Below are 14,148 nucleotides of genomic sequence, written 5' to 3' on the forward strand. Positions count from 1 at the left end.
GATGCAGTTATCCCCCCTCAATCGCCGACGTTTCCTACGCTTCAAGGCCAACAAGCGCGGCTGGTGGTCGCTCTGGCTGTTCCTGCTGCTGTTCGTCCTGAGCCTCGGCGCCGAGCTGATCGCCAACGACAAGCCGCTGCTGGTGCACTACGACGGCGGCTGGTATTTCCCGGCCCTCAAGCGCTATCCGGAAACCACCTTCGGCGGCGAGTTTCCACTGGAAGCCAACTACAAGAGCCCGTACATCCGCGAACTGCTCAAGGCCAAGGATGCCTGGACCCTGTGGGCGCCGATTCCGTTCAGCTATCAAAGCATCAACTACGACTTGCGCGTCCCGGCGCCGGCCCCGCCCTCAGCGGACAACCTGCTGGGCACCGACGACCAGGGCCGTGACGTGCTCGCGCGGGTGATCTACGGTTTCCGCATCTCGGTCCTGTTTGCCCTGACCCTGACCGTGCTCAGCTCAGTCATCGGCGTTATCGCCGGCGCCTTGCAGGGCTTCTACGGCGGCTGGGTCGACCTGGCCGGCCAGCGCTTCCTGGAGATCTGGTCCGGGCTGCCGGTGCTCTACCTGCTGATCATTCTCGCCAGCTTCGTCCAGCCGAACTTCTGGTGGCTGCTGGGGATCATGCTGCTGTTTTCCTGGATGAGCCTGGTGGACGTGGTACGCGCCGAGTTCCTCCGTGGACGCAACCTGGAATATGTCCGCGCGGCCCGGGCCCTGGGCATGCAGAACGGCGCGATCATGTTCCGCCATATCCTGCCCAACGCCATGGTCTCGACCATGACCTTCATGCCGTTCATCCTCACCGGCGCCATCGGCACCCTGACCGCCCTGGACTTCCTTGGCTTTGGCCTACCGGCCGGCTCGCCGTCCCTGGGCGAACTGGTGGCCCAGGGCAAATCCAATCTGCAGGCGCCCTGGCTGGGCATGAGCGCGTTCGCCGTGCTGGCCTTGATGCTCAGCCTGCTGGTGTTTATCGGTGAATCCGCTCGCGATGCCTTCGACCCGAGGAAGTAAGATGAATCAGGACAATCTGATCGAAGTGCGCGACCTCTCGGTGGAGTTCGTGGTTGGCGAGCAGCGCCAGCGGGTAGTGGAAAACATCAGCTTCGATATCCGTCGCGGCGAAACCCTGGCCCTGGTCGGCGAAAGCGGCTCGGGCAAGTCGGTCACCGCGCATTCGATCCTGCGCCTGCTGCCCTACCCCCTGGCCCATCACCCCAGCGGTACGATCCAGTATTCCGGGCGGGACCTGCTGACCCTGAAAGAGAAGACCATCCGCCATATCCGTGGCAACCGCATCGCAATGATCTTCCAGGAGCCGATGACCTCGCTGAACCCGCTGCACTCCATCGAGAAGCAGATCAACGAAGTGCTCGGCATCCACAAGGGCCTGACCGGCAAGGTGGCCACCCAACGCACCCTGGAGCTGCTGGAGCTGGTCGGCATCCCTGAGCCACACAAGCGCCTCAAAGCCCTCCCACACGAGCTCTCAGGCGGCCAGCGCCAGCGTGTGATGATCGCCATGGCCCTGGCCAACGAACCGGAACTGCTGATCGCCGACGAACCGACCACCGCCCTCGACGTGACGGTGCAACTGAAAATCCTCGAATTGCTCAAGGAGTTGCAAGCGCGCCTGGGCATGGCCCTGCTGCTGATCAGCCATGACCTCAACCTGGTGCGTCGGATCGCCCACCGTGTATGCGTCATGCAGCGCGGTCGGATCGTCGAGCAGGCCGACTGCGAAGCCTTGTTCCAGGCCCCGCAACATCCCTACACCTGTGAGCTGCTCAGCGCCGAACCACGTGGCGAGCCGGCCCTGACCCAGGTCGGTGAGCCGCTGCTGGAGGTGGACAACCTCAAGGTCTGGCTCCCCATCAAGAAAGGCCTGCTGCGCGGCACCGTGGACCATGTGAAGGCCGTGGATGGCATTCACTTCAGCCTGCCCCGGGGCCAGACCCTGGGTATTGTCGGCGAAAGCGGCTCGGGCAAATCCACCCTCGGCCTGGCGATCCTGCGATTGATCGGCAGCCAGGGCGATATCCGTTTCGAAGGCCAATCCTTGAGTTGCCTGTCGCAGAAACAGGTGCGGCCGTTGCGCCGGGAAATGCAGGTGGTGTTCCAGGATCCGTTCGGCAGCCTCAGCCCGCGCATGTGCGTCAGCCAGATTGTCGGTGAAGGCTTGCGCATCCATAAGATCGGCAACGAGCAGGAACAGGAAGCGGCGATCATTGCCGCCTTGAAAGAGGTGGGCCTGGACCCGGAGACCCGCAACCGCTACCCCCACGAGTTCTCCGGCGGGCAACGCCAGCGTATTGCCATTGCCCGGGCGCTGGTGCTCAAGCCGGCGCTGATCCTGCTGGATGAGCCGACCTCGGCCCTCGACCGCACGGTGCAGCGCCAGGTTGTCGAACTGCTGCGTTCGTTGCAGATCAAGTACAACCTGACCTACCTGTTCATCAGCCATGACCTGGCGGTGGTCAAGGCGCTGAGTCACCAACTGATGGTGGTCAAGCATGGCAAGGCCGTCGAACAAGGCGACGCGAAGGACATCTTTGCCGCGCCGCAACATCCTTATACAAAACAGTTGCTGGAGGCGGCATTCCTGGTGCCTGGGACGAGTCCGCTGTAGGCACAATCCTGCTGATTGGGGATAAAAAAAGACCGCTCGATGAGCGGTCTTTTTTATACAACGGGCGTTAGCTGAATCAATCGCCTCAGAAGCGCTTGATGTCCGCCTGGCCTTCCAGCTGCTTGCGGTACGCCGCGAAGTCCTGCTGGCCGGCACGGGAGGCGAGGAAGCGACGGTAGGACGCCTTCTCTTCTTCGCTTGGCGCCGCGCCTTCGTTCACGCCATTCAAGCGCACGAGCACCAGGCTACCATCGGCCAGGGTCACGGTGCTGAAGGTTGGCTTGTCCTTGCCTTCAGGCTTGGGCATACGGAACAGCGCTTGCAGCACCGCCGGATCGACCCCTTCCTGGCCACGGGTAACGGCTTCCTGGGTTTTCCAGGCCTGGCCGGCCGGCAGCGCCTTGCCGTCACGCAGGCTGGCGATCAATTCGTCAGCCTTGACCTTGGCCGCCGCCGTGGCGTGCTCCTTGGTCAATTGCTTGCGAATCGCGGCATCCACGCTGGCCAGTGGCAGTTGCTCAGGCTTGCGGTGTTCCTTGGCACGCAACACGACGATGGTCTCCGGGTCCAGCTCGATGGCGGTGCTGTTGGCACCCTCATTCAGCACTTCCGGACTGAACGCCGCCGTAACCACGGCACGGTTGGCTGCCACACCCTCACCACCTTCACGGCCGAACGGCGCGGAAGTGTGCACCTTCAGGTTCAGGTCCTGGGCCGGTTGGGCCAGGTCGGAGGCTTCGAACGAGGCATCTTCGAGCTGCTTGGTCGCTTCGACGAAACGCTGCTCCACTTGCTGGGTTTTCAGCTCACGGGTCAGTTTGTCCTTCAGGCTCGCGAAGGTCGGCACCTGCGGTGCCTCGACGCCCAGCAACTTGATCAGGTGATAACCGAACTCACTGCGCACCGGTCCCGACACCTGGTCCTTGGTCAAGGCATACAGCGCCTTTTCAAAGGCCGGGTCATAGACGCCCGGGCCGGCGAAACCAAGGTCTCCGCCATGGCTGGCCGAACCCGGGTCCTGGGAGAACTCCTTGGCCAGGGCATCGAAATGCTCGCCCTTGGCCAGGCGCTGCTGGATCTCTTCGATCTTCGCCTTGGCCTGGGCGTCGTTCACCTTGTCATTCACTTCGATCAGAATGTGCGCGCCCCGACGCTGCTCGGCGAGGTTCGCGGTTTCCTTCTGATACAGCGCCTGCAGGTCTTCGTCCTTGACGCTGACCTGGTCGAAGAACGAGGACTTCTTCAGCTCCAGGTAATCGACGACCACCTGGTCCGGCGTCATGAACTCCTTGGCATGCTTGTCGTAGTAGGCCTTGACCTCGTCATCGGTCAGCTTGACCGCCGACAGGTCGACCGGGACGTTCAGCGAGGCGAAATCACGGGTCTGCTTTTCCAGACGGGCAAACGCCAACACCTGGGCATCGGTGACGAAACCGCTGCCCGCCAGACCGGCACGGATCTGGCCGATCAGCATTTCCTGGGCCAGCATCTGGCGGAATTGCAGGCGACCGTAACCCAGCTGACGAATCACCTGGTCGAAACGATCGGAACTGAACTTGCCGTCGACCTGGAATTCAGGCGTTTGCAGGATGACCTGGTCCAGAGCGCCCTCGGAGAAAGCGAACTTCGACTTCTCGGCCCCCTGAAGCAGCAGCTTGCGGTCGATCAGCCCCTTGAGGGCGGATTCGCGGAGCATTTTCTCATCCAACAACGAGGCATCGAAATCCTTGCCCAGCTGCTGCATGAGTTGGCGACGTTGCATGTCGACCGCCTGGCTCAGCTCGGTCTGGGTGATCTCGTCACCGTTGACCTTGGCCGCGTCCTGGCTGGTGGAGGTGGCCCTGAAAATGGCATCGAAACCGGTCAGCGCCATCAATGCGACGATGACCCCGATGATGGTCTTGGCAATCCAGCCTTGTGAATTGTCCCTGATATTTTGCAGCATGCGTCCCCCAGAAACGGTTGAACTTCAATGTGGGCAACCGTGGAGCGTGGGTAGAATCCGGATAGAAGAAAGGCGCATCCGAGGATGCGCCTTCTCGTAACTGGCAGAGCGGATGAGGGCTCGAATACGCGTCCCTCGGCGTGTCAGGCTGGCCCTGAAAGGACCGTGGCCGACCGCTTCACCGCTCCGCGGCCAGATCAGGCAAGAACCCGACCCGGATAGGCAAAGGCTTGAACGAATGTCAGTTGACAGCTTCTTTCAGTGCTTTGCCGGCTTTGAAACCTGGCTTTTTGGCTGCAGCGATTTCCAGCGTCTTACCGGTCTGAGGGTTGCGACCGATGCGAGCAGGACGATCGGTCACGGAGAAGGTGCCGAAACCTACCAGTACAACGGAGTCGCCAGCCTTCAGAGCGCCAGTGACGGATTCGATGACTGCATCCAGCGCACGGCCAGCAGCAGCTTTCGGGATATCAGCGGATGCAGCGATAGCATCAATCAGTTCCGACTTGTTCACTCTAAGTCCCCTTATATCTATTGAGTATATTTCTAAGTTTTTGGGTGAAAGCTAAACCTGTGCTGAATGGCCTACAGACACTTAAGAGCCGCTTTATAACAAGGGCTCTAAAAAGCTGTCAAGGAAGCCACCCAGGCTTGATCCGAACTTAATGCGTGCTGATTCTTTCCTTAGAATCGGAGTCGCGCTTCTCATCTTTCGCGACGATCTCCGGAACCACATCTGGCAAGGGCTCCGGCGCGTATTGCAGCGCAATTTGCAGGACCTCGTCAATCCATTTAACCGGTTTAATCTGAAGATCTTGCTTGATATTGTCAGGAATTTCCTTCAGATCGCGCACATTCTCTTCAGGAATGATGACGGTCTTGATCCCACCGCGATGTGCCGCCAGCAATTTTTCCTTCAAACCGCCAATGGCCAGCACCTGACCACGCAAGGTAATTTCACCGGTCATGGCCACGTCGGCACGCACAGGAATACCAGTCAAGGCTGACACCAAGGCTGTACACATTCCTACGCCAGCGCTAGGGCCGTCTTTCGGCGTCGCCCCTTCCGGCATATGGATATGGGTGTCGCGCTTCTCATGGAAGTCCAGGGGGATGCCCAGGCTCTTGGCGCGGCTGCGCACCACGGTCAGTGCGGCGGTGATGGACTCAACCATGACATCGCCCAGGGAACCGGTCTTGATCAACTGCCCCTTGCCCGGCACCACGGCGGCTTCGATGGTCAACAACTCGCCACCGACCTGGGTCCAGGCCAGGCCCGTGACCTGACCGATCTGATCCTGTTGCTCGGCCAGGCCGTAACGGAATTTGCGCACCCCGAGGAAATGCTCCAGCAGCTCGGCCGTGACCCTGACCGAGAAGCGTTTTTCCATCGCATGTTCTTTCACCGCCTTGCGGCAGACCTTGGCGATTTGCCGCTCCAACCCACGCACACCGGCTTCGCGGGTGTAGTAGCGGATGATATCGCGAATCGCTTCGACCTCGAATTCCAGTTCGCCCTTTTTCAGGCCATTGGCCTGGATCTGCTTGGGCGACAGGTACTTGGTGGCGATGTTGATCTTCTCGTCCTCGGTGTAACCCGGCAGGCGGATCACTTCCATCCGGTCCAGCAGCGCTGGCGGGATGTTCATCGAGTTGGAGGTACAGAGGAACATGACATCGGACAGGTCGTAGTCAACTTCCAGGTAGTGGTCGTTGAAATTGTGGTTCTGTTCCGGGTCCAGCACCTCCAGCAACGCCGAAGCCGGATCGCCACGCATGTCGCTGCCCATCTTGTCGATTTCATCAAGCAGGAACAGCGGGTTGCGCACGCCAACCTTTGTCATCTTTTGTATCAATCTTCCTGGCATCGAACCGATGTAAGTCCGCCGATGACCACGAATTTCCGCTTCGTCACGCACGCCACCGAGGGCCATGCGTACGAATTTTCGGTTTGTCGCGTGAGCAATCGACTCAGCCAGGGAGGTTTTACCCACGCCAGGAGGTCCGACCAGGCACAGTACAGGGCCGCGAATTTTCTTCACGCGCTTCTGTACGGCGAGGTATTCGAGGATCCGTTCCTTGACTTCGTCCAGACCATAATGGTCCGCATCGAGAATGTCTTCGGCCCGCGCCAGGTCCAGGCGCACTTTGCTCTGGGCCTTCCACGGCACCTGCACCAGCCAGTCGAGATAGGAGCGCACCACGGTCGCCTCGGCGGACATCGGCGACATCTGCTTGAGCTTGTTCAGCTCGGCCAGCGCCTTGGTCAGGGCATCTTTCGGCAGACCAGCGGCGTCGATGCGCTTTTTCAGCTCCTCGACTTCGTTATGGCCTTCATCGCTGTCGCCCAATTCCTTCTGAATGGCTTTCATTTGCTCATTCAGGTAGTACTCGCGCTGGCTGCGCTCCATCTGCTTCTTGACGCGACCCCGAATGCGTTTCTCGACCTGCAACAGGTCGATTTCAGCGTCGAGCAAGGCCAGCACATGTTCGACACGAGTCGACAGGTCGACAATTTCGAGAATTTCCTGCTTCTGCTCGATCTTCAGGGCCATATGCGCGGCCATGGTGTCGACCAGGCGGCTCGGCTCATCGATGCTGTTCAACGACGACAGCACTTCAGCCGGGACTTTCTTGCCCAACTGCACGTATTGCTCGAACTGTGCCAGCAGGCTACGGACAAAAACTTCGGACTCACGGTCCGGTGCATCGGCCTCTTCGATCAGCGCCACTTCGGCGCGGCAGTAACCGTCGACCTCGCTGAAACGTTCGACGGTGCCGCGCTGCTCACCCTCGACCAGCACCTTGACGGTGCCGTCAGGCAACTTCAGCAATTGCAATACGGTAGCGACTGTACCTACGCGATACAGCGCATCTTCGCCCGGGTCATCATCGGCAGGATTACGTTGGGCCAACAGCAGGATCTGCTTGTCGCCCGTCATCGCGGCCTCGAGGGCTTCGATAGATTTCTCGCGCCCCACAAACAGCGGGATAACCATGTGCGGATACACCACGACATCACGCAATGGCAGGAGAGGCAATTCTATGGTTGTCTTCATGATTTCGCCTCTACGGCGGCCGTACGGCCGGAAACAGGTGGATAAGCTTGAAACCAAGATGGGGGCTTGTTCGGAAAAAAACAAGCGCCAAAAGAAAAGGGGCCCGAAGGCCCCTTGTCAGGTCACAGTCTGCCGCACTCAGGCGTCAGGCGCGGCCTTGGCCTGCGGCTCGCTGTTCTCGTAGATGTACAGCGGCTTGGATTTACCCTCGATCACGCTTTCATCGATCACCACTTTGCTCACCTCGGACTGCGAGGGGATTTCATACATGGTGTCGAGTAGGACGCCTTCGAGGATCGAACGAAGGCCGCGAGCACCGGTTTTACGCTCCAGAGCACGCTTGGCGACGGATTTCAGTGCATCGGCACGGAACTCCAGGTCAACCCCTTCCATTTCGAACAGTTTGGCATACTGCTTGGTCAAGGCGTTCTTCGGCTCGGTGAGAATCTGCATCAACGCAGCCTCATCCAGCTCGTCCAGCGTCGCCAGGACCGGCAGGCGACCGACGAATTCCGGGATCAGACCGAACTTGACCAGATCGTCAGGCTCGACTTCACGCAGGGACTCACCGACCTTCTTACCTTCTTCCTTGCTACGCACTTCAGCGCTGAAACCGATGCCGCCACGGGTGGAACGGCTCTGAATAACCTTTTCCAAACCGGAGAACGCACCACCACAGATAAACAGGATATTGCGGGTGTCTACCTGCAGGAATTCCTGCTGCGGGTGCTTGCGACCGCCCTGGGGCGGAACGGAGGCCACCGTGCCTTCGATCAACTTCAGCAAGGCCTGTTGCACGCCTTCACCGGAAACGTCCCGGGTAATCGAAGGGTTATCGGACTTGCGGGAAATCTTGTCGATTTCGTCGATGTAGACAATGCCCATCTGAGCCTTTTCCACATCGTAATCGCACTTCTGCAACAGCTTCTGAATAATGTTTTCCACGTCCTCACCTACATAACCCGCCTCGGTGAGGGTGGTTGCATCGGCGATGGTGAACGGCACATTCAGCAGACGGGCCAGTGTTTCAGCCAGCAAGGTCTTGCCCGAACCGGTCGGGCCGATCAGCAGGATGTTGCTTTTGCCGAGCTCGACGTCGTCACTTTTCTTGTCACGTTGGTTCAGACGCTTGTAGTGGTTGTAGACCGCTACCGCCAGAACCTTTTTCGCACGTTCCTGACCAATCACATACTGATCAAGGATGCCGCTGATTTCTTTAGGCGAAGGCAATTTATGCGCGCTGCTTTCGGCCTGTGCTTCCTGCACCTCCTCACGGATGATGTCGTTGCACAGGTCGACGCACTCGTCGCAGATAAAGACCGAGGGGCCGGCAATCAATTTGCGTACTTCATGCTGGCTTTTGCCACAGAAGGAGCAATAAAGCAGCTTGCCGTTGTCCTCGCCGTTGCGGGTGTCAGTCATTCGTTCGATCCAAATCCGATAGGCTTGCAACACAAGATGAAGGCTATTGCGGGCTTTTTCAAGCCCGCTGGTGATCGGAGCAGCCGACCCACCTTATTTTGAGCTGCTTAATGTTAAGCGGGGCGCTTGTCGATCACTTCGTCGATCAACCCGTAGTCACGCGCGGCGTCTGCACTCATGAAATTATCACGGTTGGTATCGCGCTCGATTTCTTCAAGGGTGCGCCCACTGTGCTTGGCCATCAGCGTGTTGAGACGCTCACGAATGAAGAGGATTTCCTTGGCATGGATTTCGATATCCGACGCCTGGCCCTGGAAACCACCCAGTGGCTGGTGAATCATCACACGCGAGTTCGGCAGGCAGAAACGCTTGCCCTGGGCACCGGCGGTCAGCAGGAACGCGCCCATGCTGCACGCCTGACCAATACAGGTGGTCGACACGTTTGGCTTGATGAACTGCATGGTGTCGTAAATCGACATGCCCGCCGTCACCGAACCGCCCGGGGAGTTGATGTAGAGATGGATGTCCTTGTCCGGGTTTTCCGCTTCAAGGAACAGCAGCTGCGCACAGATCAGGTTGGCCATGTAGTCCTCTACCGGGCCCACCAGAAAAATCACCCGCTCCTTGAGAAGGCGCGAGTAGATGTCATAGGCGCGTTCGCCACGAGCGGACTGCTCGACAACCATCGGGACCAAGCCGCCTGCGGCCTGGATATCAGAGTTCTGCTGAATATAGGAATTACGGAACATGCTCTGCAGTCACTCCCAAATAGTCATGTCTTGAATACGCATAAGCCAGCGCGAGGCTGGCTTATGGTGTGTATTTTCCAACGAGTCAGAAAATCAGTCGGCTTGTGGAGCTTCCACCGGCTTGACTGCTTCTTCGTAGGAGACCGATTTATCGGTCACATTCGCCTTCTGCAGAACAGTATCCACAACTTGTTCTTCCAGCACAACCGAACGGACTTCGTTCAGTTGCTGGTCGTTCTTGTAGTACCACGACACAACCTGCTCTGGCTCCTGGTAGGCCGAAGCCATTTCCTGGATCAGCTCACGTACGCGGGTTTCATCAGGCTTGAGCTCGAACTGCTTGACCACTTCAGCCACGATCAGACCCAGCACGACACGGCGCTTGGCTTGTTCTTCGAACAGCTCGGCCGGCAGTTGGTCAGGCTTGATGTTGCCGCCGAACTGTTGAACGGCTTGCACCCGCAGACGATCCACTTCGTTGGACAGCAGGGCCTTCGGCACTTCGATCGGGTTGGCGGCCAGCAGACCGTCCATGACCTGGTTCTTGACCTTGGATTTGATCGCCTGACGCAGTTCACGCTCCATGTTCTTGCGAACTTCGGTGCGGAAACCATCCAGACCGCTTTCCTTGATACCGAACTGGGCGAAGAAGACTTCGTTCAGCTCAGGCAGGGTCGGTGCGGACACGCTGTTGACGGTAACGGTGAACTCAGCGGCTTTGCCAGCCAGGTCCAGGTTCTGGTAGTCAGCTGGGAAAGTCAGGTTCAGAACGCGTTCTTCACCGGCTTTAGCGCCTACCAGACCATCTTCGAAGCCCGGGATCATGCGGTTGGAGCCCAGCACCAGCTGGGTGCCCTTGGCGGAACCGCCAGCGAAGGCTTCACCGTCGACCTTGCCGACGAAATCGATATTCAGCTGGTCTTCGTTCTGGGCAGCACGATCGGCCACTTCGAAACGGGTGTTCTGCTTGCGCAGGATTTCCAGCATGTTGTCCAGATCCGAGTCCGCCACGTCAGCGCTCAGGCGCTCGACAGCAATGGAGTCGAAACCGGCAACAGTGAACTCAGGGAACACTTCGAACGTCGCAACGTATTCCAGGTCCTTGCCCTTCTCCAGCACTTTCGGCTCGACAGAAGGCTGACCGGCCGGGTTCAGCTTCTGCTCAACCACGGCTTCATAGAAGGAGGACTGGATCACATCGCCCACCGCTTCCTGACGGGCATCCGCCTCGTAACGCTGGCGAATCACGCTCATTGGCACCTTGCCAGGGCGGAAGCCTGCAATCTTGGCCTTTTGGGCAGTCTGCTGCAGACGCTTGTTGACCTGGGTCTCGATGCGCTCAGCTGGCACGGTGATGCTCATGCGGCGCTCAAGAGCCGATGTATTTTCAACAGAAACTTGCATGGATATTCCTCGTTGCACAGACATTAGCCGGCCGTTTCCGACCTCAGAAGCAAGGGCAAGCATTCTAGTGGGTCGGACTCAAGAAGTCACCCTACTGAAAACGGGTAAAAACAGCCGGCCATCATCGGACATGAGCCACCCTTGAGCCAGGCGCCCCGGACAGGCGGTCACTCAATCGTCTTTCTATTATATAGAAGGCGCGCAGGAATACGTCACGGTGGCAGCGCGCATAAGCCCCCGCCCGTATCGGGCAACCCACTGAACACCTCCAGATCCAGGTTCGTCGGGCCTTGCGGGGCAGCGTCGGCCTGGATTATCACAACCCCTCCACAGACCGGCAATCCAGCTATTGCGCCAACCGGTTAACGGTTACGCTACGGCGCTTTATAAACAGGCGATGCGCCGGAGCGACCAGTACCGATGACATCACTCAAACTTGAGCAGCCGCTGGGGAAAGCAGCCAGTCATTCGCAGATTGCGTATCGCCAGGACATCGATGGCCTTCGCGCCATCGCCGTCATCGCCGTCGTGATTACCCATGCCTTCCCCACCCTGCTTGGCGGCGGATTTATTGGCGTCGATATTTTCTTTGTTATTTCCGGCTTCCTGATTTCATCCATCCTTTTCAAGAACCTGCAGAGCGACACCTTTAGCCTCGGACACTTCTATGCCAGGCGAATAATACGAATATTCCCCGCACTCATTGCCGTACTGATGTTCTGCCTGGCGTTCGGCTGGCTGGCACTGCTCGCAGACGAATACACCTTGCTGGGAAAGCATACGCTGGCAGGCGCTGCCTTTATCTCGAACCTGATGTTCTGGAGCGAGACAAGTTACTTCGATGTCGCGGCAGAAGCCAAACCACTCCTGCACTTATGGAGCCTCGGCATTGAAGAGCAGTTCTATCTGGCATGGCCATTGATTCTGCTGTTGCTCTGGCGAACCCGCGCCAACCCGGGCTTGGCCATTGCCGCCCTCGCCACCCTGTCATTTGCCCTGAATATCCACCAGGCAACCCACAACCCCACGGCCGATTTTTACTCGCCGCTCAGCCGTCTCTGGGAGTTACTGGTCGGTGCGCTGCTTGCGTGCGCGGCTGGCAAATGGAAACCCGCCATCGGCATCAGCAACACCCTATCTCTCGCCGGAACCCTGCTGATTGTCAGCGGCCTTGCCACTATTACCCGCTCCAGCGTGTTCCCCGGAAGCCTTGCACTGCTACCCGTCATTGGCTCGACACTGCTCATTGCCGCAGGCCCCCAGGGACTGATCAACCGCACAATCCTGTCCAGCAGGCTGCTGGTCGGTATCGGACTTATCAGCTATCCGCTTTACCTGTGGCACTGGCCCCTGCTGTCGTTCGACCGAATCATCGAGAGCGCCACTCCATCCCTGGAGACCAGAATCGCCCTGGTCATCCTCGCGCTTGCGCTGGCCTGGGCGACCTACCGATTCATTGAAAGCCCCATCCGTCTTGGCCGCTTCAAGAACCCGGCGGCAGTAGGACTCCTCGCCGCGACGATGATCCTCGTCGCGATCACGGCACTGACCATCCAGGCCAATAATGGATTCCCGTCCAGGGCAGGCGCCAACCCGGTGAGCATCTACCCGGACGATCTCGGCCGCGACCCCTATATTGCCTACCTGAACAAACACTTCTCCCGGTGCTCGGACGAAAAGCTCAAAAGTTTCTCGGCCTATGATCCCGGCGCCAACGGCTACCGCTGCTTTCAGTCGAAACCGTCCAGCCCGGTCGATATGCTGCTGATTGGCGATAGTCACGCAGAGCACTTGCTGCCCGGACTGTCAGAACAGTTCAAGGACTTGAACGTAGCCTCTTTCATTCATGTCGACCTCCCCGTTATTGACAGTGAAAAATTCAAAGACGCCTTTGAGATCGCCCTCGCCGACAAAAACATCAAGACGGTGATCATTTCCGCTGCCTGGGAAGGAAAAATAGTACCTACGCTTGATAACTTGCCGACCCGCCTGAAAAACACCTTTGACGCCTTCAAGCATTCAGGAAAGAAACTCTACGTATTGGATGACATACCGTCATTCCTGTTCGACTCCGCGAAATGCAAGTACGGAAGACGTTTCAGTGGCAGCGGCCAGACCTGCTCATCGGCGCTTGCCGAGCATCTCAACCGGCGAAAATACTACTACGACATGCTCCAATCAGCGGTCACGGCGAGCGGTTATCCAACACTCATTCAAACCTACAAATATTTCTGCACCGAAAAATCCTGCAGCATGACCCAGGACGGTTCGCTGCTCTATCGCGACAGCAACCATCTCACGATATCTGGATCGGAATACCTGGCACGTAGGCTTCTACAGGACAAGACGCTTTGACCCGGCAAGTTCGACCGCGCCACCTGACAACCCTCTCCAGCCGATAAAAAGCGGGCGGAGGAAGGAGCACTGGAAGGCAGCAGCCAAGTAAATTCCGATCGAGGCAGACACCCTCACGAACAAGCTGGAAATTGGCGCAAGACAACGAAGAATGGCGAAACTCGAGGCAATAAAAAAACCGCTCGAGGCGGCCTCTTTACTCGCTTTTGCAAAAGTCAGCGGACCTTGGCGAAACCTGACAAAAAAAACGCCAGATGATTAATCTGGCGTCTTTATTCGAATATGGGGTGGACGATGGGGATCGAACCCACGACAACAGGAGTCACAATCCTGTGCTCTACCAACTGAGCTACGCCCACCATATTGCCTGTTCAAAAAAATCGATCAGATCGACCTCTTTGCTCAGTCCCACCAACGCCAATCGGCCCTGATGAAACTTTATTTGGTGCGGATGAAGAGACTCGAACTCTTACGCCTCGCGGCGCTGGAACCTAAATCCAGTGTGTCTACCAATTCCACCACATCCGCGCATGAAACTTTTAAAGCAAAGGCGCCAGACTGTTCATCTGGCGCCTTTT

The 14,148-nt window shown here is 58.2% G+C and carries 9 protein-coding genes and 2 tRNA genes; 3 read left to right on the forward strand and 8 right to left on the reverse strand.

Annotation, left to right across the window (positions count from 1 at the left end):
• Position 1 precedes the first annotated feature (1 nt).
• Both AC07VG_RS19955 and AC07VG_RS19960 read left to right on the forward strand, forming a co-directional pair.
• Positions 2-1,021 (forward strand): ABC transporter permease, encoded by a 1,020-nt coding sequence (locus AC07VG_RS19955; protein WP_495002691.1) that lies wholly within the window; start codon positions 2-4, stop codon positions 1,019-1,021.
• A gap of 1 nt (position 1,022) precedes the next feature.
• Positions 1,023-2,636, forward strand: a complete 1,614-nt coding sequence (locus AC07VG_RS19960) for an ABC transporter ATP-binding protein (RefSeq protein WP_495021740.1) — start codon at positions 1,023-1,025, stop codon at positions 2,634-2,636.
• 85 nt (positions 2,637-2,721) lie between these two features.
• Here the strand turns inward: AC07VG_RS19960 and AC07VG_RS19965 are convergent, their stop codons facing one another.
• The 6 genes from AC07VG_RS19965 to tig all read right to left on the reverse strand — a co-directional run bounded on the left by AC07VG_RS19965 (position 2,722) and on the right by tig (position 11,215).
• On the reverse strand, positions 2,722-4,581 hold the full coding sequence (locus AC07VG_RS19965; protein ID WP_495002693.1) for a SurA N-terminal domain-containing protein: 1,860 nt from the start codon (positions 4,579-4,581) through the stop codon (positions 2,722-2,724).
• A 241-nt stretch (positions 4,582-4,822) separates the two neighbouring features.
• Positions 4,823-5,095, reverse strand: a complete 273-nt coding sequence (locus AC07VG_RS19970; RefSeq protein ID WP_002552737.1) for an HU family DNA-binding protein — start codon at positions 5,093-5,095, stop codon at positions 4,823-4,825.
• Between the two features lie 148 nt (positions 5,096-5,243).
• Positions 5,244-7,640: an endopeptidase La gene (gene lon / locus AC07VG_RS19975; RefSeq protein ID WP_495021741.1), complete on the reverse strand. Its 2,397-nt coding sequence runs from the start codon at positions 7,638-7,640 to the stop codon at positions 5,244-5,246.
• Between the two features lie 138 nt (positions 7,641-7,778).
• Positions 7,779-9,062 (reverse strand): ATP-dependent Clp protease ATP-binding subunit ClpX, encoded by a 1,284-nt coding sequence (gene clpX / locus AC07VG_RS19980; protein ID WP_121138383.1) that lies wholly within the window; start codon positions 9,060-9,062, stop codon positions 7,779-7,781.
• Between the two features lie 113 nt (positions 9,063-9,175).
• On the reverse strand, positions 9,176-9,811 hold the full coding sequence (gene clpP, locus AC07VG_RS19985) for an ATP-dependent Clp endopeptidase proteolytic subunit ClpP (RefSeq protein WP_495002695.1): 636 nt from the start codon (positions 9,809-9,811) through the stop codon (positions 9,176-9,178).
• A gap of 93 nt (positions 9,812-9,904) precedes the next feature.
• Entirely contained in the window at positions 9,905-11,215 is a 1,311-nt protein-coding gene (gene tig, locus AC07VG_RS19990) for a trigger factor (protein ID WP_495002696.1), read from the reverse strand.
• Between the two features lie 420 nt (positions 11,216-11,635).
• Here tig and AC07VG_RS19995 point away from each other — a divergent pair, with 420 nt between their 5' ends.
• Entirely contained in the window at positions 11,636-13,570 is a 1,935-nt protein-coding gene (locus AC07VG_RS19995) for an acyltransferase family protein (protein WP_495021742.1), read from the forward strand.
• A 283-nt stretch (positions 13,571-13,853) separates the two neighbouring features.
• Here AC07VG_RS19995 and AC07VG_RS20000 read toward each other — a convergent pair.
• A tRNA-His gene (locus AC07VG_RS20000) sits at positions 13,854-13,929 on the reverse strand.
• Between the two features lie 84 nt (positions 13,930-14,013).
• Positions 14,014-14,098 (reverse strand) — tRNA-Leu (locus AC07VG_RS20005).
• Positions 14,099-14,148 lie beyond the last annotated feature (50 nt).

The sequence above is a fragment of the Pseudomonas sp. GW821-FHT03C07 genome (assembly GCF_059420925.1).

Bases quoted from the DNA above. Each gene is read 5' to 3' on its own strand.
- AC07VG_RS19955 (WP_495002691.1), top strand. From the start codon at position 2: ATGCAGTTATCCCCCCTCAATCGCCGACGTTTCCTACGCTTCAAGGCC.
- AC07VG_RS19960 (WP_495021740.1), top strand. From the start codon at position 1,023: ATGAATCAGGACAATCTGATCGAAGTGCGCGACCTCTCGGTGGAGTTC.
- AC07VG_RS19965 (WP_495002693.1), bottom strand. From the start codon at position 4,581: ATGCTGCAAAATATCAGGGACAATTCACAAGGCTGGATTGCCAAGACC.
- lon (WP_495021741.1), bottom strand. From the start codon at position 7,640: ATGAAGACAACCATAGAATTGCCTCTCCTGCCATTGCGTGATGTCGTG.
- clpX (WP_121138383.1), bottom strand. From the start codon at position 9,062: ATGACTGACACCCGCAACGGCGAGGACAACGGCAAGCTGCTTTATTGC.
- clpP (WP_495002695.1), bottom strand. From the start codon at position 9,811: ATGTTCCGTAATTCCTATATTCAGCAGAACTCTGATATCCAGGCCGCA.
- tig (WP_495002696.1), bottom strand. From the start codon at position 11,215: ATGCAAGTTTCTGTTGAAAATACATCGGCTCTTGAGCGCCGCATGAGC.
- AC07VG_RS19995 (WP_495021742.1), top strand. From the start codon at position 11,636: ATGACATCACTCAAACTTGAGCAGCCGCTGGGGAAAGCAGCCAGTCAT.